The organism is Stenotrophomonas sp. 71799_Sma (assembly GCF_056482505.1).
The window spans coordinates 3409912-3434875 of record NZ_CM151202.1 but is presented as its reverse complement, the minus strand read 5'-3'; the positions used below and the strand labels follow the sequence as shown (position 1 = coordinate 3434875).

General features: G+C 64.7%; 18 protein-coding genes. 6 read left to right on the top strand and 12 right to left on the bottom strand.

The features are described 5' to 3' along the window. Positions 1-30 precede the first annotated feature (30 nt). The 5 genes from ACZK4Z_RS16050 to ACZK4Z_RS16030 form a co-directional block, all read right to left on the bottom strand. Positions 31-2133: a M13 family metallopeptidase gene (locus ACZK4Z_RS16050; protein ID WP_049398732.1), complete on the bottom strand. Its 2103-nt coding sequence runs from the start codon at positions 2131-2133 to the stop codon at positions 31-33. Between the two features lie 190 nt (positions 2134-2323). Then, positions 2324-5176 carry a TonB-dependent receptor domain-containing protein gene (locus ACZK4Z_RS16045; protein ID WP_125893993.1) on the bottom strand — a complete coding sequence of 951 codons (2853 nt, stop codon included), beginning with the start codon at positions 5174-5176 and terminating at the stop codon, positions 2324-2326. Positions 5177-5362: 186 nt separating this feature from the next. Then, positions 5363-7390, bottom strand: coding sequence for an alpha/beta hydrolase family protein (locus ACZK4Z_RS16040; protein WP_049398711.1), 2028 nt, complete (start codon positions 7388-7390; stop codon positions 5363-5365). 169 nt (positions 7391-7559) lie between these two features. Beyond that, positions 7560-10367 (bottom strand): TonB-dependent receptor domain-containing protein, encoded by a 2808-nt coding sequence (locus tag ACZK4Z_RS16035; protein ID WP_197615836.1) that lies wholly within the window; start codon positions 10365-10367, stop codon positions 7560-7562. A 343-nt stretch (positions 10368-10710) separates the two neighbouring features. Then, the gene (locus ACZK4Z_RS16030) at positions 10711-13500 is read right to left on the bottom strand and encodes a TonB-dependent receptor plug domain-containing protein (RefSeq protein ID WP_180836621.1); all 2790 of its coding nucleotides are present in this window, start codon (positions 13498-13500) and stop codon (positions 10711-10713) included. 214 nt (positions 13501-13714) lie between these two features. Between ACZK4Z_RS16030 and apbC the strand changes: the two genes are divergently transcribed. Next, entirely contained in the window at positions 13715-14569 is an 855-nt protein-coding gene (gene apbC, locus ACZK4Z_RS16025) for an iron-sulfur cluster carrier protein ApbC (RefSeq protein WP_026347084.1), read from the top strand. 77 nt (positions 14570-14646) lie between these two features. Then, positions 14647-15219, top strand: coding sequence for a dCTP deaminase (gene dcd, locus ACZK4Z_RS16020; protein WP_010483020.1), 573 nt, complete (start codon positions 14647-14649; stop codon positions 15217-15219). A 96-nt stretch (positions 15220-15315) separates the two neighbouring features. Here the strand turns inward: dcd and ACZK4Z_RS16015 are convergent, their stop codons facing one another. Genes ACZK4Z_RS16015 through ACZK4Z_RS16005 form a run of 3 tightly spaced genes read right to left on the bottom strand, consistent with a single transcriptional unit; the run spans position 15316 to position 16589 of the window. After that, on the bottom strand, positions 15316-15483 hold the full coding sequence (locus ACZK4Z_RS16015) for a LiaI-LiaF-like domain-containing protein (protein ID WP_005418011.1): 168 nt from the start codon (positions 15481-15483) through the stop codon (positions 15316-15318). Between the two features lie 15 nt (positions 15484-15498). Further along, entirely contained in the window at positions 15499-15921 is a 423-nt protein-coding gene (locus tag ACZK4Z_RS16010; protein ID WP_049398714.1) for an HIT domain-containing protein, read from the bottom strand. Continuing rightward, positions 15918-16589, bottom strand: coding sequence for a dienelactone hydrolase family protein (locus ACZK4Z_RS16005; protein WP_154264097.1), 672 nt, complete (start codon positions 16587-16589; stop codon positions 15918-15920). Before ACZK4Z_RS16005 ends, ACZK4Z_RS16010 begins: the two co-directional genes overlap by 4 nt. A gap of 204 nt (positions 16590-16793) precedes the next feature. Here ACZK4Z_RS16005 and rimO point away from each other — a divergent pair, with 204 nt between their 5' ends. Then, positions 16794-18155, top strand: a complete 1362-nt coding sequence (gene rimO, locus ACZK4Z_RS16000) for a 30S ribosomal protein S12 methylthiotransferase RimO (RefSeq protein ID WP_049398716.1) — start codon at positions 16794-16796, stop codon at positions 18153-18155. Further along, complete coding sequence (locus ACZK4Z_RS15995; RefSeq protein ID WP_478450911.1) at positions 18152-18988, top strand: DUF3025 domain-containing protein; 837 nt, start codon at positions 18152-18154, stop codon at positions 18986-18988. Before rimO ends, ACZK4Z_RS15995 begins: the two co-directional genes overlap by 4 nt. A 157-nt stretch (positions 18989-19145) precedes the next feature. On the opposite strand, the gene greB is transcribed toward ACZK4Z_RS15995, so the two are convergent. Together greB and ACZK4Z_RS15985 are read right to left on the bottom strand one after the other, a co-directional pair. Beyond that, on the bottom strand, positions 19146-19652 hold the full coding sequence (greB, locus tag ACZK4Z_RS15990; RefSeq protein WP_346486703.1) for a transcription elongation factor GreB: 507 nt from the start codon (positions 19650-19652) through the stop codon (positions 19146-19148). A 78-nt stretch (positions 19653-19730) separates the two neighbouring features. Beyond that, on the bottom strand, positions 19731-21236 hold the full coding sequence (locus tag ACZK4Z_RS15985; RefSeq protein ID WP_478450910.1) for a helicase HerA-like domain-containing protein: 1506 nt from the start codon (positions 21234-21236) through the stop codon (positions 19731-19733). Positions 21237-21358: 122 nt separating this feature from the next. Here ACZK4Z_RS15985 and ACZK4Z_RS15980 point away from each other — a divergent pair, with 122 nt between their 5' ends. After that, positions 21359-22963 (top strand): transglycosylase SLT domain-containing protein, encoded by a 1605-nt coding sequence (locus ACZK4Z_RS15980; protein WP_180845115.1) that lies wholly within the window; start codon positions 21359-21361, stop codon positions 22961-22963. 22 nt (positions 22964-22985) lie between these two features. Then, positions 22986-23333: a ribonuclease E inhibitor RraB gene (locus ACZK4Z_RS15975; RefSeq protein WP_071228773.1), complete on the top strand. Its 348-nt coding sequence runs from the start codon at positions 22986-22988 to the stop codon at positions 23331-23333. 91 nt (positions 23334-23424) lie between these two features. Here the strand turns inward: ACZK4Z_RS15975 and asd are convergent, their stop codons facing one another. Continuing rightward, on the bottom strand, positions 23425-24267 hold the full coding sequence (gene asd / locus ACZK4Z_RS15970) for an archaetidylserine decarboxylase (protein WP_125895651.1): 843 nt from the start codon (positions 24265-24267) through the stop codon (positions 23425-23427). Further along, positions 24264-24914 (bottom strand): SCO family protein, encoded by a 651-nt coding sequence (locus ACZK4Z_RS15965; protein WP_006381470.1) that lies wholly within the window; start codon positions 24912-24914, stop codon positions 24264-24266. The genes asd and ACZK4Z_RS15965 overlap by 4 nt, the downstream gene beginning before the upstream one ends. Positions 24915-24964 lie beyond the last annotated feature (50 nt).

Genomic DNA, 24964 nt, shown 5'->3' with positions numbered 1-24964 from the left:
CTGCAGGTCTACCTTGGCATCAGCCAGGGCTTACCAGATCACCACCTGCTGCTCGCCGGCGCGGGCCATCGGCGAACCGGCCTTGCACTGGAAGGCCGCAGCAAAGGTCGGCAGGTTCGACGGCGCACCCATGGCTCGGAACTGCGCCGGCGCGTGCGGGTCAGTGGCCAGGCGGACCTTGGCGTTTTCCGGGGTGTACTTGGTGCGCCACACGGTGGCCCAGTTGAAGAAGAAGCGCTGGTCGCGGGTGAATCCATCGACCTTTGCATCTTCCTTGCCGGCGGAGGCCTTCTGCAGGGCGTCGTAGGCGGTAGCCAGGCCGCCCAGGTCGGCGATGTTCTCGCCCAGGGTCAGGTGACCGTTCACGGCCTGGCCGTCGACCTTGTACTGGTCGAACTGCTTGACCAGCTTGCCGGTCAAGCCTTCGAAGTTCTTCTTGTCAGCGGCAGTCCACCAGTCTTCCATGTTGCCGGTCGGCCCGAAGCGTGCACCCTGGTCGTCGTAACCGTGGGTCATTTCGTGGCCGATCACCGCACCGATGCCGCCATAGTTCAGTGCGTCGTCGGCCTTCGGATCGAAGAACGGAGGCTGCAGGATGGCGGCCGGGAACACGATCTCGTTCTGCAGCGGGTTGTAGTAGGCGTTGACCGTCTGCGGGGTCATGCCCCACTCGGTCTTGTCCACCGGCTTGCCGATCTTGGACAGGTTGAACTTGTAGTTGAACTCACTGGCCGCGCGCACATTGCCCAGGTAGCTGTCGCGCTGGGTCTGCAGGCCCGCCCAGTCACGCCACTTGTCCGGGTAACCGATCTTCGGGGTGAAGGTTTCCCACTTGGCGATGGCCTTGGCTTTGGTTTCATCGCTCATCCAGCTCAGGCCCTGGATGCGTTCCTTCAGCGAAGCGGCCAGGTTCTTCACCAGCTCTTCCATCTTCGCCTTGGCTTCCGGCGAGAAGGCAACCTTCACGTACAGCTGGCCGAAGGCTTCACCGGCGTCGTTCTCGATGGTGCCCAGCACGCGCTTCCAGCGCGGCTTCTGTTCCTTCTGGCCGTTGAGGGTCTTGCCGTAGAACTCGTAGTTCTCCTGCACGAAGGCATCGGCCAGGTACGGCGAAGCGCTGTCCACGGTGTGGAAGCGCAGGTAGGCGCGCCACACCGACGGATCGGTATCGCCCAGCGCCTTGCTCACTTCCTCATGGAAGGCCGGCATGGCCAGCGAGAACTTCTCCGGCGCGGCTACGCCCTGCGACTTGAAGAACTCGGTCCAGCTGAAGTTCGGGGTCAGCTTGTCGGCGTCAGCCAGGGTGACCGGGTTGTAGTACAGCTCGACGTTGCGCGACAGCTCGACGCGCGACTTGGAGGCCTTGGCCAGGCGGGTCTCGAACTTGACCACGTCCTCGGCCTGCTTGGCAGCGTCGGCAGCGGCGACGCCGGACAGCTCCAGCACCTTGGCGACGTGTGCCTGGTAGGCCTTCAGCTTGTCGGCGTTCTTGGCATCGGTGTAGTAGGTGCTGTCCGGCAGGCCCAGGCCGCCCTGGCTGGCGTAGGCCAGGTTCACGGCCGAGTTCTTGAAGTCGGCTTCAGCGCCGAAGCCGAACAGGACGTTGTCACCCTTGGCCGCGCTGCTGCGCAGGTAGTCGGCGATGGCCGCCTTGTCCTGCAGGCCGTCGATCGCGGTGAGATCGGCCTTCAGCGGCTCGATGCCCTGGGCATTGATCTTGGCTTCGTCCATGCCGGTGGCCCACAGGTCGCCGACGATCTTCTCGATATGGTTCGGGTTCTTGACCTGCGCGACCTGTTCAGCCAGCTGGTGCTGCACGGCCACCGAACGCTCGTCGAGGATGGTGAACGCGCCCCAGCTGGTGCGGTCGCCCGGAATTTCATTGGCGGCCAGCCACTTGCTGTTCACGTAGTCGCCGAAGGCGCCACAGGCGTCCTTGCTGGCATCCAGATCGCTGGGCTGGAAGGCGTTGTAGGCCGGCAGCTTGCTCTCGTCCAGCGTGTAGTTGGTGGCTTCGGCCGCAGCCGGCGTGGAGGCGGTGGCATCCTTGGCCGGGGTTTCGTTCTTGCCGCAGCCGACCAGCGCGGCCGAAACGGCCAGGGTCAGCAGCACGATCTTGGGAGTACGGGTCACTTTGATGGCCTCCAGGCCGAGTGAGTCAGGGAAGGGCCGCGGGGACGGCCGTGGGCCGAACAATACGCCGCCGGCCTGCCCTGCAAGGGTGTCGAAGGTCATGGCCGGGCGCAAGGGGGCCGCTTCGTGGGCCGGAAAAGACAGACCCGGCAAAAGCCGGGTCTGTCGGGGTCCTGCGATCAGGCGTGGATCAGAACTTGTACTTCAGACGCACGAACGGGGTGCGGCCGTACAGGTCGTACTGGGTTGCGAATGCCGGGATGTTGCCGTAGCGGGCATCGCTGACGCCGGTGGAGATCAACGGCGGGGTCTTGTTGAAGATGTTGCTGACACCCACCAGGATTTCCCAGTCGGCCTGCGCGTAGCTGACCGAAGCGGTGTGGTACGTGCGCGAATCGGCAACGATGTCACGGTAGGAGTTCGGACGGCCCTGATAGGTGTACACCGGGTTCAGGTCGATGTCTTCGGTCTTGTGGATATAGGTGGTCAGCCAGTTGAACGACCAGTCGCCACGGGTCAGGCTCAATGCCAGATTGCCCACGACTTTGGGACGGCCGATGTCGCCCAGCAGTTCCGAGGATTCCAGGCCGCTTGCAGCCGCACTGGAGAACACTTCCTGGGTGTCTTCGATCGTGTAGGTGACCTGGGTCTCGGCCGAGAACTTGCCGAACGAGAAGTCGTGATCGAAGTTGGCGGTCAGGTCGTAACCACGGGTGCGCTGCTTGTTGATGTTGATGTACTTGTTCTGGATCTCGGTCACCGCATACGGCTGGTTGCCGGTAGCCGGGTTGCGCTTCAGCAGGTCGCAGTAGCTGTTCGGGTACACCGTGCCGCCGTAGCAGCCGCGCATGATGTTGGTGCTGCCGAGCTGGGCGATTTCATCCTTCACTTCATAGTCGAAGTAGTCGATGGCCACGCTGAGGTTGGCGAAGGTCGGAGTGAACACGATACCCGCAGTCTTCGCACGCGAGGTTTCGGGAATCAGGCCACTGCCACCGCCGGTGGCGTACGAGGTACCGCTCGAGCCGCCGCCCGCATAATCGGCGGGAATGCCTGCGGCTGCGCAGTTGGTCTGATAGGCGCTGTTGGAGCTTTCACCCCAGCGGACGCACGGATCGTTTGCCTGCTGGAAGAAGCCGGTCTGGTTGCCCAGGTACAGCTCATACAGGCCCGGAGCACGGTAGGAAGTGCCGATCGAGCCACGCAGACGCACCGATGGGATGATCTGCCAGTTCAGGCCGACCTTCCAGACGTTGTCCGAACCGGACACCGTGTCGTACTTGAATACACGGCCGGAGGCGTTCAGGCTCAGCGACTCCACCGCAGGCAGGCCCTTCAGCAGCGGAACGTCCAGCTCGACGAAGGCTTCCTTGACCTTGTCGTTGCCCTTGGTCACATCAGCCGAGGACGAGCCCCAGATGTCACCGGCGCGCGACAATTCGCCCGGCTGGTCGTTGATCGAGTAGTAGCGGTATTCCAGGCCGCCCGCAAAACCGACCGCACCCGCCGGCATCTCGAACAGGTCGCCGCTGACGACGGCGTTGATGGTGGCCTGCTTGTAGATGGTCTTGCCCCAGTCCCAGACGCCCAGCTTGTCGACCAGTTCATCGACCTTGCGGCCGCTGAGGTACTCCGGATCGAAGTAGTTCACCGCCGGAGGAGCATCGGTGTAGTCCAGGTCGCCGCTCTTGGAGGCCTGGATGGCGAGGTTACCGTACTTGCCCTTGGAGTGGCTGAAGTTCGCATTGACTTCCCATGCCCAGGTGTCGGTGCCCTTGAACAGGCCGTCAAGCTTGGTGGCGGCATAGAAGTAGTCGACCGTCACATCCTGTTGCGACTTGAACAGCATCACCGGATTGGCTTCGATGCGGGTGCCCGGCAGGTATGCGTACGGGAAGAACTGGCGCCAGGCGAACGTTTCGGTTTCGCGGCGGTTGAACAGGAACTGCGTCTTCCAGTTGACCGAATCGAAGCCGAAATCGGTTGCCAGGTAGACCGTCTTGCGTTCCTGCTGGTTGATGATCTGGCCCTCGCCCCAACGGGCGAAGTTCAACGGCTCATCGTAGAAGGCCTGGCCACGCGCATAGGTCTGGGTCTTGCGCGGGCGGTAGCCCGGCAGCGGGCCGACAGTGGTGCCATCACCCGACGGCACATAGCGGGTGCTGCCGATGTCGACCACGTTGTGAAGCATGTTGTTGCAGCCGGCCAGCGGGGTGCCGGCGTTGACCGAGCGATCTTCGCGATCGATGCGGTTGCCGTCCGCGTCCTTGATCAGGTCGTTGCCGCACTTCAGATAGTCGCGGTCGCCGCGGGTCAGCTCATAGTGCTTGTACCACTCGACGGCAGCCACGACGCTGCCCTTTTCGAAGTTCCAGCCATTGGCCAGCGACGCCGAGAACACTTCGCCGCCACCCTCGGTCGGCACGCGACCGGTGACGGTCAGCTCCGGGCGCTCGATGTTCTTCTTGGTGATCAGGTTGACCACACCGGCCACCGCGTCGGAACCATAGATCGAGGACGAACCGTCCTTCACGATCTCGGCACGCTGCAGGATGGCGGTGGGAATGACGTTCAGGTCGAAGGCGCCGACGGCGCCACGGGTACCGGCCGGGCCGGGGCGCTGGCCATCGAGCAGCACCAGGGTGCGGTTGGCGCCCAGGCCGCGAAGCGACACGGTCTGTACGCCGGTGCCGCCGTCCACGACGAAGCCGCCGAACTGGTGGGTGATCTGGGTTTCGGCCGAACCGATGGCCGACTTCTGCAGGAACTCGGCCACGTTGACCTGGCCCTGCTTCGCATTGGTTTCGGCGTTGATCGTGAACACCGGCGAAGTGGTCTCGTAGTCCGCACGGCGGATCAGGGAGCCGGTGACCGTAACCTTGTCAAGATCGGTTGCGCGGGTGGAAGCGCTTGAGCTGCTTGACGCCTTTGCTTCCTGCTGGGTGGATTCCTGGGCCAGAGCCGGTGCGACCTGCAGGCAGGCCAGCACAGCAAGAGTCAACGGGACGCGGCTTGGCTTTGATTGGCGGTTGGCGTTGCGCATTTCGTTTTGATCCCCACTTGTTATGCTTCGGTTAATGGAGTGTATGAGTCGCGTAAAGTAAATGCAACATGAATATTAAAATCTCTTAACTTGCTGTTGTTATGGGGAAATTCAGTATTTGGGGCATGAAAAAGCCCCTGCCTGGCCGGCAGGGGCTTGGTGAAAGCGAGGGTGCCCGGGGAGGGATCAGAGGCCGCCGGGGCCGCAATCCTTGCTCAGGTAGTCGGCCATGAGCGTCAATGTCGTCCGGAAGTGCACGGGGTACCAGGGCATGCTGTGCGGCATGTCGGGGATCAGTTCGAACCGGGCCGGCACCTTGCCCTGTACGCCGTTGTAGAAGTTCCTCGCATGGAAGGACGGCGTGCGTACGTCACGGTCGCCGACGAAGGTCAGCAGAGGAATCGTGGCCTTCGCGGTGTTCTGCATCGGGTCCATGCCCTTCACCGTGCGCCCCTGCAGAATGCGTTGCAGGCGGTTCTGGCTCCAGGAGGTGCCCAGTCGGCCAAGATCAGTGACCGGGGCACCCGCGATGGCGCACTGGTAGGGCGATGGGCTTCGGACCGTTGCAGCGGCAGCCGCGAAACCACCGTAGGAATAGCCGAAGATCGCGATCCGGTCCTTGGCGGCGATGCCCTGTGAGACCAGCCAGGCGGCGCCGTCATCCTTGTCGTCCTGCATCTTCTGGCCCCACTCGGCGTCACCTGCCAGCCAGAGCTTGCGGCCAAGGCCGGCGCTGCCGCGGTACTGAGGGCGCAACACGGCGTAGCCGCGCGAAGTGAAGAACGGTACCCAGCCTGATGCATCCCAGCCAGTGTAGTCGCGCGCCCACGGCCCGCCGTGCGGATGAACGAGTGCCGGCAGCGGGCCGTCGCCCTGCTTCCAGCCCGGCGGGAGATCCAGAATCGCTGGAATCTGCAGCCCATCGCGTGCGGTGTAGGTCACCCAGCGTTGTTCGCCAATCTGTTTGCTGTCCACCCAGGGGCGCTCATTGCCGAGTGGCACGACATCCTTGCGATCGGCCAGGATGAAGTAGCTCTTCGGGTTGCGGTTGCTTTCCGTGGTGAACAGGACGCGCGAAAGGTCGTCGTTGTAGCCGGTGATGTAGATGCTCAGGCCGGGATAGGCTTTCTGCAGGCCCTCCTGCAGGGCCTTCATCTGCGGATCCACGTACACGGCCTGTCGCTGCGGACCGTCGATATAGAAGCCGAGGACCTGGTTGAAGTTGCTCTTGCGCGTGCCCAGGATCAGTGAACTGATCGAGAAGGACGGATGGGCGGCCAGAGGCTCCTTGTCGAACTCCTTTTTGGCAGGATCGTACAGTCGCGCCTGCACCAGATCGGAGAACTGGTCGGTCAGCACGTACAGCTTGCCGCTGTCATCGTCTATGCCGACGACTTCCACCGTATAGCGTTCGCTCAGTCGGGTGGTCAGGGGGGCGTGCACTTCGAACTGGCCGGCGCTGTTCTTGATCAGAATGCGTTGTTCGAAATCGTCGGAGCCGGCGGATTCGACCTGGGTCTGGGTAAGGACTTCACCTGTTCGGGGATGGAACAGGCCGGGTGACGTGCGGGAGCTGCCCTTGAACAGCAGTTCGGTCTGGCCCGTGCGCAGGTTGAAGCGATAGTAGTTGGCCTGCAGCGTGGCCTCATTGAGCTGGCTGATGATGACCCTGTCTGCATCCAGCGGCAGCCCATGGACGAGCGAGGCGGTACCCGCAAGTTCGAGGCAGCGAAGGGTCTCGGGGCTGACCCCGAGCGTGCGGGTGTTGTTGGCGAAAGCCTCGTCGAACTTGGTCTGGGTAGCGTCGGTGAGGTAGGCCTTGGTCAGGAAGGTCTTGGTGGCTCCCGTACTGTTGCCTTCACCGCAGCCGCCGAGTTTGCCTGTCCATTCCTGGCGTCCGATGACGAGGTTGCGTCCCGCCTTCAGTGCGCTTGCCGCGATGAACTTCATCCGGTCACCGGATGGCGTGATGGCGACCGGACCGGCGCCGAGGTTATCCAGGTTCCAGTTGGCCAGGGCGGTATCGCTGTTGTCGCTGCCGGGCGCGGCGACGATCGCGACCAGCTGCTTGCCGTCGGCGCTCATGGTGACCGACTGGATGGTGGGGATCTTGGCGAAATCCTCGGCTGGCAGAGGGCTTGCGAGGGCAGGGGCAATGCACAGCGCCGCCAGTGCGGCGGCGCCAAGGCGGGCGGGGGACAAGCGCAGTTCCATGGTCGGCAGGGTCCTTGTGGCGGGCACATCAATATGACCTGAAGATGAACGAAGACGTGAATCCAGTCAACTTGGCGTGAATGCCCGGGCGCGCGTCACGCCCTGGAGGGACGACCAGCAAAAAAAGACCCCGCCGGGGGCGGGGTCTTTGGTGCGGCAAGGGCCTGGATCAGTGATCGCCGAACTCGTACTTGGCCTGCACATAGATGGCACGCCCGTAGGCGTTGTACAGGTAATTGTTGTACGGCTGGCCGCTGGTCCCGGCGAAGCTGAAGCGCTGGTTGTCCGGCATCTTGTTGAACACGTTGTTGACCATCAGCGACAGGGTCAGGTTGTCCAGCGCGCGATAGTTCACGCTCAGGTTGTAGGTGGTGTAGGACCCCCACTTGCCTGCCTTGTAGCCGGAGCTGTGGACGTAGTCGTAGCCATTGCCCACGTAGGCCATGTAGTTCGGCGTCTTGCCGATGTAGTTGGCATACAGGGTGGTGGTCCACTTGTCCTTGGCCCAGCCGACCGAACCATCGGCGCGCACCTTGGCGTAGGAGTCATATACCCACATCGCGTACGGGTCACGCAGCAGGTCCAGGAACTCATCGCCCGGCTGCGGCTGCAGTTCGCGCTTGAGCATGTCGGTGTAGTTGCCCGAGAACTGCAACGAACCGAAGCGGCCCATGTCGTGCACGTACTTGAAGCTGGCGGTCAGCGCTTCCAGGTTCTGGCGGGCGACGTTCATCTTCGGGGTGTAGATCTCGTCCAGCACGCCGGACGCATCGCGGGTGATCCAGTCGTCGACGTTCTGGCAGCTGGCCGAGGTGTTGTTGGCCTGGCCGCCACGGCAGTAGTACTCGGCCAGCAGCAGCTGGTCGGAGCTGAGCGTATCGACCTCGTTCTTGATCTTCCAGTTGTAGTAGTCCACCGACAGCGACAGGTTGTTGATCGGTGCCCACACAACACCTGCGTTCCAGACGTCGGCGGTGATCGGTTCCAGGTCCGGATTGCCGGCGCGGGTGCCGAATACCGAGACGCTGTCATACGGGCAACCGGTGGTGTTGGCCGGGTCGTAGCCCAGCTGGCCGCAACGGTAGTAGTCGGTGGAGCCGTTGGCATAGTAGCCGCTGCGGCCCTGGAATGCGTCGGACAGGGTCGGCGCGCGGAAGGCAGTGCCGTACTTGCCGCGGAACAGCAGGCTCTCGATCGGGCGGAACTCGATGCCGATGCTGTAGGTGGACTTGTCGACGGTGTTGCTGCCGATCTTGAAGGCGTCGTAGCGGCCGGAGCCGGTGACTGTCAGCGTGTCATGCAGCGGCAGACGCAGCTCACCGGTCACCGCATAGTTGCTGCGGTGGCCGGCACCGGAGACCGCCGTGGTGCCCCAGACGCTGCCATCCATCAGGCCCGGATCGGGGCTGTAGTCCCAGCCTTCACTGCCACCTTCAACGACCACGGCCAGGCCGGCGTCGCCGCCGGGCAGCTTGAACAGTGATCCATTGGTGACCTGTGCACGGGCCAGGTTCTGCCAGGTGCGGCTCTGGCTGTAGCTGTAGCCGGTGAAGGTCTGGAAGTCACCGGCCGGCAGCGGCGCGTAGAAGGCTTCCCAGTTCGGGCTGTAGATGTCGTAGCCGGTGCTGGTGGTTCCCAGCACCGGGCCGAGCACGCGCTGTTCGAAGTAATCGTTGATCGGGTCATTCCAGCGCACGAAATTGCGCTCGGTCAGCTTGTACTCGCCGCGGGTGAAGCTGAGGCTGTAGTCCCAGTTGCCGGCCGTGCCGCGGCCGCCCAGCGTCACCTGATAGGCCTTGTTGCGGTCGGTGTTCATGATGTCGCGGTAGCCGGCGCCGCCGATGTCTTCCGGGGCGAACACGCGCTGCAGGTTCATGTACTGGCCGCTGGCCTGGTCGTAGAAGCGGCCCCAACCGGAAGAGGTGCCCCACCAGGTGTAGCCGGAACCCGTCGCGTACTTGACCTCTTCCAAGCTGTACAGCGCATCGCCGAACAGCTGGAAATTGTCATTCACGTCGAAGGTGGCAGAGCTGTAGATCTGCGCGCTTTCCTTGCCGTTCTTGATGGTCTTGTAGCCGGTGCCATAGGTCGAGCCGCATGCCTGGCCGGTGGGTCGGGTGCCGAGCACGGTGGTGCCATCGAACTGCCCGGCGACGTTGGCGCACAGGTTCGGGTCCATCATCGCGTAACGGTTGTTGTTGGCCGGCAGCAGCACCAGGAAATCGTTGGAGACGTACTGCGGGCTGTAGCCGTCGGGATTGTTGACCTTGGTCAGATCGCGTTGGTAGCCCCAGATCGGGCTGGTCTTTTCGTACTGCACATTGACCAGCGCGTGGAAGCGGTCATCGACACCATTGAAGCCGCGGGCGCCGCTGAAGCGGAAGCTGTTGCCGCCGCCTTCGCTGTAGGCGCCGCCACGGACGTTGAGGACGCCACCATCCATGCGTTCCTTGAGGATGATGTTGACCACGCCAGCGATCGCATCGGAGCCATACAGTGAGGACTGGCCGCCCGGCAGGATCTCGATGCGCTCGACGATGTCGATCGGAATGCCGCTGATGTTGTTGAACGTATCGCCGCCGTTGTACAGCGCCGGATATGAAAGCATCGGGCGGCCGTTGATGAGGTACTTGGTGTAACCCGGGCTGAGGCCGAACATGCCGGCGGCTTCGGCGCCCTGGGTGAACGAGGCCGAGGTCTGGCCACCCTGCAGGCCGCCAGTGGACAGCGAGGACTGCTGCAGGACATCGGCAACGCTGGTGAAGCCGCGGGTCTGGATGTCCTCTGCGGTCACGGTCAGGACCGGCGTGTGGTTCTCGATCTCGGTCTGCGGAATCAGCGAACCGGTGACCGTCACGCGGTCAAGCTGGGTCGGTGCGTTGCCGCTTTGCGCCAGGGCCGTGCCGGAGGCGAGCAGTGTGCCGAGCAGGGCGAGCGTCAGTGGGTGGCGCGAGAGTGTGGAACGATGGCGAGACATGGAAAATCCCCGTAGTGAGCGATGTCTTTGGCTACCGGCTTCCGTGTCGGCTTAACGATCTGTTCAGTTGCATTCCATTCAGTCGGACCGTAACACGCACTTAACGCAGGGAACACACGATCGTCATTTCGTCAATCGGGGTTTCGGCTGAAAAATGTCGGTATATCAATGACTAACGCCAATTGTTTTGGAGTGTTTCAAAAGATGGCGATATGAAGAGCATTCTTTCGTAGTGCATTTGCTGCTTCTGCATCAGTGCTTTACCGAAGGCTTCCTGGAACCAAAAAAAAGGCCCCGCCGAAGCGGGGCCTGGTCCAGACACGAAGTCCGGAAAATGACGGGATCAGAAGTTGTACTTGACCTGGGCCGAGATCTGGCGGCCGTAGACGCTGTAGAAGCCGTCATTGAACGGGGTCGATTCGTTGCCCGGGTAGTTGTAGCGCTGGCCTTCCGGCAGCTTGTTGAACACGTTGTTGACCATCAGCGACAGGACCAGATCTTCCTGTGCCTGGTAGTTCATGCTCAGGTTGTACGTGGTGTACGAACCCCACTTGCCGGCCTTGGCGCCGGAGGAGTGGACGTAGCCGTAGCTGCGGCCGGTGTAGGCCAAGTAGTTCGGGGTGCTGCCGACGTAGTTGGCGTACACGGTGGTGGTGAACTTGGCGATGTTCCAGGCCACCGACAGATCGCCGCGAACCTTGGCGAAGTTGTCGTAGTACCACATGTTGTACGGATCGCTCAGCAGATCCAGCTTGGCGGCACCCGGCATCGGCTGCACTTCACGCTTCAGCATGTTGGTGTAGTTGCCGGAGAACATCAGCGAGCCGAAGCGGCCGATATCCTGCTGGTACTTGGCCGCCACGGTCACCGCTTCCAGGTTCTGGCTGGCAACGTTGAGCTTCGGCGTGTACACGCGGGTCAGGTTGCCACCGGCATCGCGGGACACCCAGTTGGTCACGTCACCGCAGCTGGCCGAGGTGTTGTTCGGCAGGCCGTTGTGGCACTGGTACTCGGCCAGCAGCAGCTGGTCGCTGCTGAGGGTCTTGACCTCGTTCTTGATCTTCCAGTTGTAGTAGTCGGCCGACAGCGAGAAGTTGCTGACCGGAGCCCACACCACGCCTGCGCTCCAGACGTCGGCGGTGATCGGCTTCAGGTCCGGGTTGCCGGACTTTTCGCTGTACACCGAGGTGTTCTTGTAGAACGAGCAGGCCTCGTCACGCAGGCCGTAGCCCAGCTGGCTGCAGCGGTAGTAGTCGTTCTGGCCGGACGAGTACGAACCGCTCATGCCCTGGAAGGCATCGGACAGGGTCGGCGCGCGGAAGGCGGTACCGTACTTGCCACGCAGCAGCAGGCTCTCGATCGGACGGAATTCCAGACCGATGCTGTAGGTGGCCTTGTCGACGGTCTTGTCGGCGATCTTGAAGGCGTCATAGCGGCCCGACGCGCTGACGGTCAGCTTGTCGTGCAGCGGCATGCGCAGCTCGCTGGTGACCGCATAGTTGCTGCGGTGGCCGGCGCCGGCGACGGCGGTGGTGCCCCACACGTTGCCCTTGACGAACGCCTGGTCCGGCGAGTAGTCCCAACCTTCGCTGCCACCTTCCAGCACGACGGCCAGGCCGGCGTCACCGCCCGGCAGGCTGAACAGCGAGCCGTTGGTCACCTGCACGCGGCCCAGGTTCTGCCAGGTCTTGCTGCGGTGGGTACCGTAGCCGGTGAAGCTGGCGAACTGGTCCGGAGTGATCGGCGAGTAGAAGGCCGCGTAGTCCGGGTTGTAGATGTCGAAGCCATCAGCGGTGGTGCCCAGCTTGGGGCCCAGCACGTTGTCGCCGAAGAAGCCATCGATCTTGTCCTTCCAGCGCACGAAGCGGTTCTGGTCCAGGCGGTACTCACCACGGGTGAAGCTGGCGCTGTAGTCCCAGTCGCCGACCATGCCCTTGCCGCCCAGGGTGACCTGGTAGGCACGGCTTTCGTCGGAGTTCATGATGTTGTTGTAGTGGCCCGGGCCGATTTCTTCCGGCGCGAAGGCGCGCTGCAGGTTCACGACCTTGCCCAAGCCCTGGTCGTAGAAGCTGCCCAGGCTCGACTTGGTGCCCCACCACAGGGCGCTGGAGCCGGAGGTGAACTCGGTCTTTTCCTTGCTGTACAGCACATCGGCGAACAGCTGGAAGTTGTCGTTCACGTCGAAGGTCATCGACGAGTAGAACTGGCCGCTGTTCTTGCCGTTCTTCAGGGTCTTGTAGCCGGCGCTGTACACCGAACCGCAGGACTCGCCCGACGGGCGCTGGCCGACCACAGTGGTGCCGTCATACAGCCCAGCGACGTTCGCGCAACGGCTCGGGTCCATCATCAGCAGCTTGTTGTCAGCGTTGGTGATGACGGCGAAGTCGTTCGACGGGACCTGGGCGGTGTAGCCGACCGGGTTGTTCTGGCGGGTGATGTCGCGCTGGTAGCCCCAGATCGGGCTGCCGTTCTCGATCTGCACGTTGAACAGTGCATGGAAGCGGTCGTCGAAGGCGTTGATGCCCTTGGCGGCGCTGAAGCGGATGTTGCTGCCACCGCCTTCGGTGTAGGTGCCGCCACGGAGGGTCATGGTGCCGCCGTCCATGCGCTCCTTCAGGATGATGTTGACCACACCGGCGATCGCGTCCGAGCCGTACAGCGAGGACTGGCCGCCCGGCAGCACTTCGATGCGCTCGACGATGTCGATCGGAATGCCGCTGATGTTGTTGAAGGTTTCGCTGCCGTTGTACAGCGCCGGATACGAGAGCATCGGGCGGCCGTTGATCAGGTACTTGGTGTAGCCCGGGTTCAGGCCGAACATGCCGGCAGCTTCGGCGCCCTGGGTGAACGAACCCGAGGTCTGGCCACCCTGCAGGCCGCCGGTGGTCAGCGACGACTGCTGCAGCACTTCAGCAACACTGCTGAAGCCGCGGGTCTGGATGTCTTGGGCGGTGATGGACATCACCGGGGTCTGGGTTTCAACCTGGGTCTGCGGGATCAGCGAACCGGTGACGGTGATCTTGTCCAGGTTGGTCGCCTTGTCCTGGGCCATTGCCGGGGCGGCGGCCATCAGAGCGGAAATCAGGGCGACGGCGAGCGTGTTGCGACGTGCGGTGTTGCTTACGTAGTTCATGTAGTTCCATTGGAGAGCAAAAACAAAAACGGCACTGCGCATGCGCCATCGCGCGGGCTGGAAATGCCAGCTCCGCAGCCCAAAACAGTGCGGGTCGAACGTAACATGAACTTAACAATCTGTGCACGAATCTGTAGCAATCCTGAATTTCAGTCAGGTTACGTCCAGCTTGTATGATGCTCGGTTATTCCCCCTGACCCCGCCGGTGCTCGTTGTGAACAGTTCTCCCCGCCGTCCCCATGCAAGCCAGGTCCAGAAGGGACTTACGCCGCATGCCCGCATCCGCAACGTGATCGCGGTTGGTTCGGGCAAGGGCGGCGTCGGCAAGTCGACCACTGCGGTCAATCTGGCCGTGGCCCTGCAGCAGCTCGGCGCACGCGTGGGCGTGCTTGATGCGGACATCTACGGGCCGAGCGTGCCGGCCATGCTGGGCCTGTCCGGTCGCCCGGAAAGCCCCGACAACAAGAGCATCGAGCCGCTGCGTGCGTTCGGCGTGGACACCATGTCGATCGGCTACCTGATCGAAGAAGACACGCCGATGATCTGGCGTGGACCGATGGCCACCTCGGCGATGACCCAGCTGTTCAATGACACCCTGTGGGATGACCTGGACTACCTGCTGATCGACCTGCCACCGGGCACCGGTGACATCCAGCTGACCCTGACCCAGAAGATCCCGCTGGCCGGCGCGGTGATCGTCACCACCCCGCAGGACATCGCCACGCTGGATGCGAAGAAGGCGCTGAAGATGTTCGAGAAGGTCGAGGTGCCGGTGCTCGGCATCGTCGAGAACATGGCGGTGCATACCTGCAGCAGCTGCGGGCATGTCGAGCACCTGTTCGGCGAGGGCGGCGGCGAGCGCATGGCCGCGCAGTACGGCGTGCCATTGCTGGGTTCGTTGCCGCTGCAGATCGGCATCCGCGAGCAGGGCGATTCCGGTACCCCGATCACCGTGGCCCAGCCGGATTCGGTCCCGGCCCAGGCCTACCGCCATGCCGCCCAGCGCCTGATCGAGGAGGTTGGCAAGCGTCCGCGTGCCTCGATCCCGATCCTGTCGTCGCTGCTGTAAGTGCCAGGGCAGGGGCCGCCGGCAACGCCCGGCCCCCTGCTAGAATCCTCGCGCCCCCTCGTACCCCAGGACAAAGCATGAGCATCAAGAGTGACCGTTGGATCCGCCGCATGTCCGAGCAGCACGGCATGATCGAGCCGTTCGAGGCCGGGCAGGTCAAGCAGGCCAACGGCGAGCGCATCGTCAGCTATGGCACCTCCAGCTACGGCTACGACGTGCGCTGCTCGCGCGAGTTCAAGGTGTTCACCAACATCAACTCGACCATCGTCGATCCCAAGCACTTCGATCCGGGCAGCTTCGTGGATATCGTCGGCGATGAATGCATCATCCCGCCCAACAGCTTCGCGTTGGCGCGCACCGTGGAGTACTTCCGCATCCCGCGCGACACCCTGGTGGTGTGCCTGGGCAAGAGCACCTACGCGCGCTGCGGCATCATCGTCAACGTGACCCCGCTGGAGCCGGAGTGGGAAGGCCACGTCACCCTGGAATTCAGCAACACCACGCCGCTGCCGGCACGCATCTACGCCAATGAAGGCGTGGCGCAGATGCTGTTCTTCCAGGCGGCCGCCGATGACATCTGCGAGACGTCGTACCGCGATCGTGGTGGCAAGTACCAGGGCCAGACCGGCGTGACCCTGCCGCGGACCTGAGCGGCGCGCCATCGCATGACGAAAACGCCGGGCATGCCCGGCGTTTTCATGGGTGCGGCCACACGCTGCGCTCGCCGGGCATGGCCCGGCGCCAGCTTATTTCCCGCGACCGAACAGCATCGCGATGCCCACGCCCACCAGTGCCACCGGCCACCAGGTCAACAGCAGCTTGGACAGGTTCAGGTGCGTCCAGCCGAGGTTGCTGGCGAGCATGAACAGGCCGATCAGGATCAGCAGGACGGCGGCAACGAGGTTGAATCGCATCGGGTCGGCAAACGCTCAGGACTGGGCTGGATATCCTAGCCGTTCCTTCCAGTAGGCGACATGCTGGTCCAGCGCACCCGGCTCGTAGCGGTGCGCGGGGCCACTGCCCCAGACCGGGCCCGGCCACGCGGGGTCGCCGTCATGGCGGCCGATCACATGGAAATGCAGCTGGCGCACGATGTTGCCCAGCGCACCGATATTGATCTTCTCCACCCCGTCGGCGCCCTTCAGGGCCTTGCAGGCGCGGTTGAGCTCGGTGCGCAGCTTGTCCTGCTGCTCGCCGTCCAGCTCGATCCACTCGGTCACCCCGGCCAGGCGCGGTACCAGCACCAGCCAGGGGAATCGTTCGTCGTTCATCAGCCGCACTTGCGACAACGGTCCTTCCGCCACCAGCACGCTATCGGTGGCCAGGCGTGAATCGAGTTCGAATTCGCTCATCCAAGATGCTCCGAGAAGAAGTCCAGGGTGCGTTGCAGCGCCAGGGTGGCGCTGTCTGGATCATACGCATGTCCGACCTCCCGGTTGAAGGCGTGGTCGGCCGGATAGACGAAGGTGGCCATCTGCGGCAGCTTCTCGCGATGGGCCTGCACGGCCTCCGGCGGGATGCTCTTGTCCTGGGCACCGAAGTGGAAGATCACCGGGGCCTTGGGTGTCTCATCCAGGAACTGGACGTTGCGCGCACCGTAGTAGCTGACCGATGGCAGGCCCAGGCGCAGGGCCGACAGCATCGCCACCGTGCCGCCCCAGCAGTAGCCCACCGTGCCGACCTTGCCGTAGGGGGCCAGCCGGGTCGCTGCGGCACGGACCACCTCCAGCGCCTTCTCCATGCCCAGTGCAGTCACCCGTTCCAGGCCCTGCTTCACGCCGTCGGCGTCATAGGGCAGGGCATCCGGATCGGCTTCTGTGCCGTCAATCAGGTCGAAAAAGGACGGCGCCAGCACCGCATAGCCTTCGGCCGCGAAGCGCTCGGCCACGCCGCGGATGTGCGGGTTGGCGCCGAAGATTTCCTGCACCACCACCAGCCCGCCACGCGGGGTGCCCTCCGGCAGGGCGTGCCAGGCCCGTACCGGGCCGTGATGCGTATCCAGGGTGATCCACTCGGCCATCGTTTCCATCTCGTTGCGGGGAACAGAACCCGCATTGTCGGCGCTGCGTGGGTTAGCGCGGTGTCAGCGGCTGTGCGTGATCGGGCGGCTGGCCATTCAGAGCGCGGCCGCCAACCCCGGTATACTGGCGCCCTTTCAGGCCCCGGCCCCCAGGAACCCCTGCCACGACGGCAGGGGCCCAGGCCCCCAGAGTCCCGCGATTCCATGTCCCAGCTGAACCCCAAAGTCGGCTTCGTCAGCCTTGGCTGCCCGAAGGCCCTTGTCGATTCCGAACGCATCCTTACCCAGCTCCGCTCGGAAGGCTACGACATCGTGCCGTCCTACGATTCGGCCGACGTGGTGGTGGTCAACACCTGCGGCTTCATCGATTCGGCGGTGACCGAGTCGCTGGACGCGATCGGCGAGGCGATGAACCAGAACGGCAAGGTCATCGTCACCGGCTGCCTGGGCAAGCGCCCGGAGCAGATCCGCGAGGCGTACCCCAACGTGCTGGCGGTGTCCGGCCCGCAGGACTACCAGAGCGTGATGGAAGCGGTGCACGAAGCGCTGCCGCCCAAGCACGATCCGTTCGTGGACCTGGTGCCCGACTACGGCATCAAGCTGACCCCGCGTCACTATGCCTACCTGAAGATTTCCGAGGGCTGCAACCACAAGTGCAGCTTCTGCATCATTCCGTCGATGCGCGGCAAGCTGGTTTCGCGCCCGGTGGATGAGGTGCTGCGTGAAGCCGAGCGCCTGGTGCGCGGTGGCGTGCGTGAGCTGCTGGTGGTATCGCAGGACACCTCGGCCTACGGCGTGGACGTGAAGTACGCCGAGAAGATGTGGCGTGACAAGGCCTACCAGACCCGCCTGAAGGCGCTGTGCGAAGGCCTGTCCGAGCTGGATGCGTGGGTGCGCATGCACTACGTCTACCCGTACCCGCACGTGGACGAGGTGGTGCCGCTGATGGCCGAAAACCGCATCCTGCCGTACTTGGACATCCCGTTCCAGCACGCCAGCCCACGCATCCTGCGCCTGATGAAGCGCCCCGGCGCGGTCGAGAAGACCCTGGAGCGCGTGCAGAACTGGCGCCGTATCGCGCCGGACATCACCGTGCGTTCCACCTTCATCGTCGGCTTCCCCGGCGAGACCGAGGCCGAGTTCGAGGAGCTGCTGTCGTTCCTCGACGAAGCGCAGCTGGACCGCGTCGGCGCGTTCGCCTATTCGCCGGTCGAGGGTGCCACCGCCAACGACCTGCCCGATGCGGTGCCGGAAGAGGTGAAGCAGGAGCGCCTGGCCCGTTTCATGGAAAAGCAGGCGCAGATTTCCGCTGCGCGCCTGGAGGCCAAGATCGGCACCGTGCAGCAGTGCCTGGTCGACGCCATCGAAGGCGATATCGCGGTGGCCCGTTCCAAGGCCGATGCCCCGGAGATCGATGGCCTGGTGCACATCCAGAATGCCGACCAGGTGCCGTTGCGCGTGGGTGAGTTCGTCGACGTGGACATCACCGAGAGCGACGAGCACGACCTGTACGGTGACGCGCTGCCGGCCGCCACCCGCCCGGCATTCGATCTCAAGATGCTGTGACCGCGGCGACGACCGCCCCCGGTGACGGCAGCGGCGTCCGCCGTTTCGTGCCGCCGCCGCGTGCGGCGGTCGATCCACAGGTGTTCGCGCACCCGGTGTTTGCCGGATTGCGCGACGTTCGTGATCTGTTGGAAGGCCCGGAGTGGCCGTCCATTGCAGCGCTCGAGGCACGCCTCGCGCTACCGGGCATGCAGCTGGTCGAGCAGGATGCCAGGCTGCTGGCCGACGGCCTGCACTACGAAGCCCGCATCGCACAGGGCCGCATCGCCACCCGCGCCGACAACTGGCATGACCTGTTCAACGCACTGGTGTGGGCCCACTACCCGCAGCTCAAGCAGGCGCTCAATGCGCAGCAGTGCCGGCATATCGAGGCGATGCCGCCGGGTCAGCGCAACCGCGCGCAGGCGGCACTGACCCAGTTCGACGAAACCGGCGTGATCGTGCGTGTGCGCGATCACACGCTGCTGGCTGCCTGGGATGTGCACGACTGGTGTGCGCTGTTCGAATCGAGACACTGGCTGAGCGGCGACATTGCCATCGCTACGGTATTCGGGCACGCGCTGATGGAGCAGGCGCTGCTGCCGGGCCGCCGGCTGGTGGGCAAGTGCGTGATGGTGCACGGCAAAGCCGATGACACCTGCGTTGACGCAGTGACCGCGGCCATCGCCGAAGGCAGGGCAGTGACCGATCCCCTGCAGTTGCGTCCGCTGCCGTTGGCTGGAGTTCCGGGCTGGCACGAGAGACAGGACGCCGACTTCTATGCAGATGCCGCGTACTTCCGCCCGTTGCGTGCCGGCCGCCAGTATCCGCCGCCGTTGCACGGGGCTATGTAGAGTCGACTGTCAGTCGACTGCTCTTCGTCCCGAGGCCGTGAACGCCTGACAGATGGCTTCGGCGAGTCATCAACCGCGATGAGGAGCGCGGTGCGTTTGCCGTCCGGCTGCGGAGGTTTGTGCCGCGCTTCGCGCGGTAGTCGACTGACAGTCGACGCTACAGCGGTTCGTATTCCACGCTGATCACCGCGAAGGTGAACTGGCCGCCGGGCAGTTCCACCGAAAATTCATCATCCAGCCGCTTCTTCAGCAGTGCACGTGCCAGCGGCGAATCGATGCTGATCCAACCCAGGCCTGCGTCGGTCTCATCCGGGCCGACAATGCGATAGCGGCTGGTGTCGCCACTGTCCACGTTCTCCAGTTCCACCCACGCACCAAAGAACACCGCCTGCGGATCGGTCGGCGTGGTGTCGACCACGCGCAGCGATTCCAGCCGCTTGGTCAGGTAGCGCACGCGGCGGTCGATTTCACCCAGCTGCTTCTTGCGGTAGGTGTACTCGGCGTTCTCGGAGCGGTCGCCTTCCGCGGCAGCGGCGGCCAGCGCCTTCACCACCTCCGGGCGGCGCACACGCCACAGCTCATCCAGTTCGGCCTTCAACCGGGCGTGGCCGGAGGCGGTGATCAGGGCGGTGCTCTTTTCTGCAGGGGGACGCCAACGCGACATGTGGTGCGACTTCTTTTCAGGGGAACGATGGGGCCGGGTCCTTTCCCCAGGAAAGGCCTCCGACCCCGGGAGGGCAGGTCAGCGCTTGCCGCCGAAGATGCCGCCCAGCAGGCCGCGCACGATCTGGTTGCCCAGCTTGGTGCCGACGGTGCGCGTGGTCTGCTTGGCCATGGTTTCGATCATGCCCTGGCGGCGCTTGGTGCCGAAGATCGCGTCCTTGATCGCCTGGCCGAAACCGCCTTCCTGCGCTTCGTCCTGCTCGCGACTGCGCGCGGCCGGTGCCTGCGCCTGTTCGACGGTCTTCTGCGCACGCTGGGCCAGCAGTTCGGCGGCCGATTCACGGTTGATCGCGGTGTCGTAGCGGCTGCCGACCGGGCTGCCGGCACGCACCTGGGCACGCTCGGCGTCGGTGATCGGCCCCATCCGGCAGCGCGGCGGCGCGATCATCGTCTGCTGCACCGGCATCGGCACACCCTTGTCCTGCAGCGTGGACACCAGCGCTTCGCCGGTACCGAGCTGGCTGAGCACCTTGGCCACGTCCAGCTTCGGGTTCGGCACGAAGGTCTCGGCAGCAGTCTTCACTGCCTTCTGGTCGCGCGGGGTGAATGCACGCAGCGCATGCTGCACGCGGTTGCCGAGCTGGCCGAGGATGTTGCCCGGTACGTCGTCGGGGAACTGCGAGCAGAAATACACGCCCACGCCCTTGGAGCGGATCAGGCGCACCACCTGCTCGATGCGCTGCACCAGCGAGGCCGGTGCGTCGTCGAACAGCAGGTGTGCCTCGTCGAAGATGAAGACCAGCTTCGGCTTGTCCAGGTCGCCCACCTCCGGCAGCTGCTCGAACAGCTCCGACAGCAGCCACAGCAGGAAGGTGGAATACAACTTGGGCTTGAGCACCAGCTGGTCGGCGGCGAGGATGCCGATCACGCCGCGGCCGTCGTGATTGACCCGCATGATGTCGGCCAGTTCCAAGGCCGGTTCGCCGAAGAAGTTCTCGCCGCCATCCTGTGCCAGGCGCAACACCGAGCGCTGGATCGCAGCGATGGACTGCGCGCTGACCAGACCGTACTCGGTGGAGATGTCCTTGCGTTCCTCGGCAACCAGGCCGAGCAGGGCGCGCAGGTCATCCATGTCCAGCAGCAGCAGGCCGCGATCGTCGGCCAGCTTGAATACGATATCGAGCACCCCGGCCTGGGTGTCGTTCAACTCGAGGATGCGTGCCAGCAGGGTCGGGCCCATTTCGCTGACCGTAGTGCGCACCGGGTGCCCGAGCTTGCCGTACAGGTCCCAGAAAATGGTCGGGCTGGCGGCCGGCGCGTAGTCGGCCGCGCCGATCTCGGCGGCGCGCTTGAGCAGGTTCTCGGCACCGGTGCCGGGCACGGCCAGGCCGGACACATCGCCCTTCACATCGGCCAGGAACACCGGCACGCCCAGCCGCGAGAAGCCCTCGGCCAGGGTCATCAAGGTCACGGTCTTGCCGGTACCGGTGGCGCCGGCCACCAGGCCGTGGCGGTTGCCGAGTTTCGGCAGCAGGGTGACGGCAATATCGTCGGTGATGCCTTTGCCGAGCAGAATCGGATCCATGGTCCAGCCCTTGTGGTGAATAGCCCAATGTTAACCGCCAGCGGTGACGGGCCGAAGGTCGGCTTGCCCGGACCTTGGCGGCGCCGCTACTCTGCCTGCCTGTTTCGCACACAGTGCCATCAATGCCCGTTCCTGTCCTGATTTCCCGCGGTTGGCCGCTGCTGGCCCTGGCCGGCCTGGTTTCCCTGGCGCCCGACGCCCATGCGCAGCGGGTTTCGGCCCGGGACAAGGTGAAGGTGGATGCGCTGCAGCAGCGCATGACCGCCGCCGAGAAGCGCTACAGCGATGCGCTGCTGCTGGTCGCCAATGCCGACCCCAAGGGCAGCAACGAGGCGGACGCCGCGCTGGAGGACATGGAAGATGTCCTCAACGACTGCGTGAAGCAGAAAGGCTGCCAGATGGGCACCCTGCTGGCCAGCTACAAGCGTCTGCTCAAGCATGATGCTGATGCCGCTGCCAGCGATGACGTGGCCGATGAGGGTGGTGACCGTCTGGAAGCCGACCCCGACCATATCGGCCCGCTTACCGCCGACGTGCCGGAGGCCGCGCGCGCTGCAGCGCTGCTCAACGACAAGCGACATGCCTTCGACACCATGGTCGAGTACAACCCCGCCGTGCAGGCCGGCATCCGCCGCTGGTTGACCGACATGCGCCCGGCGCTGCTGACCAGCTACGAGAACTACCAGAACCTGCGCGCGGTGATGTGGCCGGAGTGGGAAAAGCGTGGTCTGCCGGAGGCGCTGCTGTTCGGCATCATGGCCAAGGAGTCCAACGGCCGTGTGCATGCCTCCTCGCGCGCCGGCGCCGCCGGGCTGATGCAGTTCATGCCGGCCACCGGCCGCCGCTTCGGCCTGGGCCCGGACGGCACCGGCTTCGACACGCGCTTTGACGCACGCAGTGCCGCCGAGGCCAGCGCCAGTTATCTCAACGAGCGCCTGCGCGAACTGAACAACAACGTGGAAATGTCGGTGGCCGCCTACAACGGTGGCGAAGGCCGCGCCGCGCGCGTGTTCAAGCAGAGCGGTGGCCAGAGTTTCTGGACCGACAGCGTCTACAACCAGTTCCCCGGTGAAACCAAGGACTACGTGCCGATGGTGATCGCCGCGGCCTGGATCTTCCTGCACCCGCAGCAGTACGGTGTGGAGCTGCCGAAGATCAGTGCGCAGCCGGCCACGCTGCGCCTGGCCAAGTCGACCACCATCTACGAACTGACCATCTGCCTGGGCAGCCACGGCACCCGCGATGGCTACATGCGCGCGCTGCGCAACCTCAACCCGCGCTATGAGGCCGATGGCTGGATCCCGGCCGGCACGCTGATCAATGCCACCACCCGCATCGCCGGCCTGTACCAGCGCAACTGCGTCAGTGGCCCGCGTGCCGACCTGGCCCGCACGCTGATCACCGCCGATCTGAACGCAGCAATCAAGCGCCCGGCCGCGACCAGCTACACCGGAAGCGTGGCCGTGGGCGGCGTGGTGCCGGTGGCCGATGCGGCCGCGTCCACCAGCGTGCCGACCACGCCGGTCGCTCCGGTGGCCACGCCGCGCCCGGCGGCGCGCCCGAAGCCGGTGCGCAGCCACAAGGTGGGCCGGGGTGAAACCCTGGGCGCCATCGCGGCCAAGTTCCAGTGCGACGTGCCCACCCTGGCCCGCGCCAATGGCCTGAAGGCCCCGGCCTACAGCCTGCGCCACGGCCAGACGCTGAAGCTGCAGGGCTGCGACAAGTAATCCCCCCGACCCTGGAATCCGCATGGACCTCGAAGACACCCGCAACCTGTTCGCCAACCTCCGCGAAAACACCGACTGGGACATCACCGGCCCGTTGCTGTGGGGGTACTTCTTCGTGCACTCCACTGCCGAGCCGTTGCAGGCACTGGCAGAGCACCTGCAGGCGCAGGGCTATACCTTCGTGGAACTGTTCGAGCAGGAGCCGGAAGAGGGCGACGCGCCGTTCCACGTGCTGCACGTGGAGCGTGTGGAGATCCACGACGAAGCCTCGCTGGATCGCCGCAACCAGGAATTCGCTGCGCTGGCCGCGGAAAAGGGCGTGGAAGACTACGACGGCATGGACGTCGGCCCGGCTCCGGCCCTGCAGTAACGCGCGTACCGGTAGTGCCGGCCGCTGGCCGGCAATGCTCGACGCGTTGGATCAGCGGAGATGCCGGCCAGCGGCCGGCACTACCGAAGCCTCAGCGCAGCTTCGCCAGCGCCTGGCCCAGCTGCACCGGGCTTTCGGCGCCCAGCTGCGGGGCGAACTCGGCTACGCCCGGCGGCAGCAGCACGATCACGGTCGAGCCGTAGTTGAAGCGCGCCATCTCGGCGAAGCGCTCCAGCTGGATGCCCTGGCCGCGGTAGTCCTTGCGGGTGATGCGGTCACCGTAGGCCGGAATTTCTTCGCCGCTCCACACGGTTTCCACACCGGACACCAGCAGCGCACCGACCATCACGCTGACCATCGGGCCGAAGCTGGTGTCGAAATGGCAGACCAGGCGCTCGTTGCGCGCGAACAGGCGCGGCACGCCGTTGACGGCGGCCGGGCCGACGCTGAACAGGCGGCCGGGCACGTGCACGGTTTCGCGCAGGGTGCCGGTCCACGGCATGTGCACGCGGTGGTAGTCGCGCGGCGACAGGTACACGGTGGCGTACAGGCCTTCGTTGTACGGCTTGGCGTCCTCGTCACTGCCCAGCAGTTCGGCGGCGGTGAACGACTGGCCCTTGGCCTGGAAGATGCGGCCGGCCTCGATCCTGCCGAGCTGGCTGATGCGGCCGTCGGCCGGCATCACCAGGCTGCGCGGATCGGCGTCAGCCACGCGCGCACCCGGCTTCAGCGCACGGGTGAAGAACTGGTTGAAGGTGGCATAGCTGCGCGGGTCCGGGTTGGCCGCTTCGTCCAGATTGACGTTGAACTTGCGGGTGACCGTGTCGATCAGCCAGCGCGAGACGCGCGGATCGTCCGAGTACGCCAGCGAACGCGCCATCGAGGACAGCAGGCGGTGGGGCAGGGCGTACGTCAGGGCGGTGGTGAGGCTCATGGGGCGGTTTTCTCGGTCAGCTTCTGCAGGTCGCGGGCAATGGCCGGCGCGTTGAACGGGGGGCGCACCAGGCCGGCAAGGCGGCCCTGCGGGTCGAGCACGGCCAGGCTGGCCGAATGCTCGACGGTGTAATCCTCGGGATTCTCGTCGAAGTGCTTGCCCGGCACCTTCTGGAACACGAAGCCCAGCGAGGTGGCGAAGCGCTCCAGCGAGGGAACGTCGGCGGTGGCGGCCAGGGTGTCCTTGTGGAAGCCGTGCACGTACTCGCCGAGGCGGGTGGCGCTGTCACGGTCCGGGTCGACCGAGATGAACAGCACGCGCGGGCGCAGGCTGTCGGGCAGGGCCTCCCACTGGTTCTGCGCGCCGGCCAGCTCGGCCAGGGTGGTCGGGCAGACGTCCGGGCAGAAGGTGAAGCCCAGGAACACCAGGGTCCAGTGACCCTTCAGTTCGCCCGGAATCAGGCGGGTACCGTCGGACTGGGCCAGATTGAAATCGGGCAGTTCGCGCGGCTGCGGGTACAGGGTGATCGCTTCGGTGGCCGGGGCATTGGCCGGCGGCTTCGGCGCGAACACCTGCTGGGCGGCCAGCAGGCCGAGACCCGCCGCCAGGGCGATCAGCAGGATGATGCCGGCGTTGCGATTGAACATGGGAGCCCCCGCGCGAAGTGGGCTCCATCATACCGGCTGCGGCCCGATCG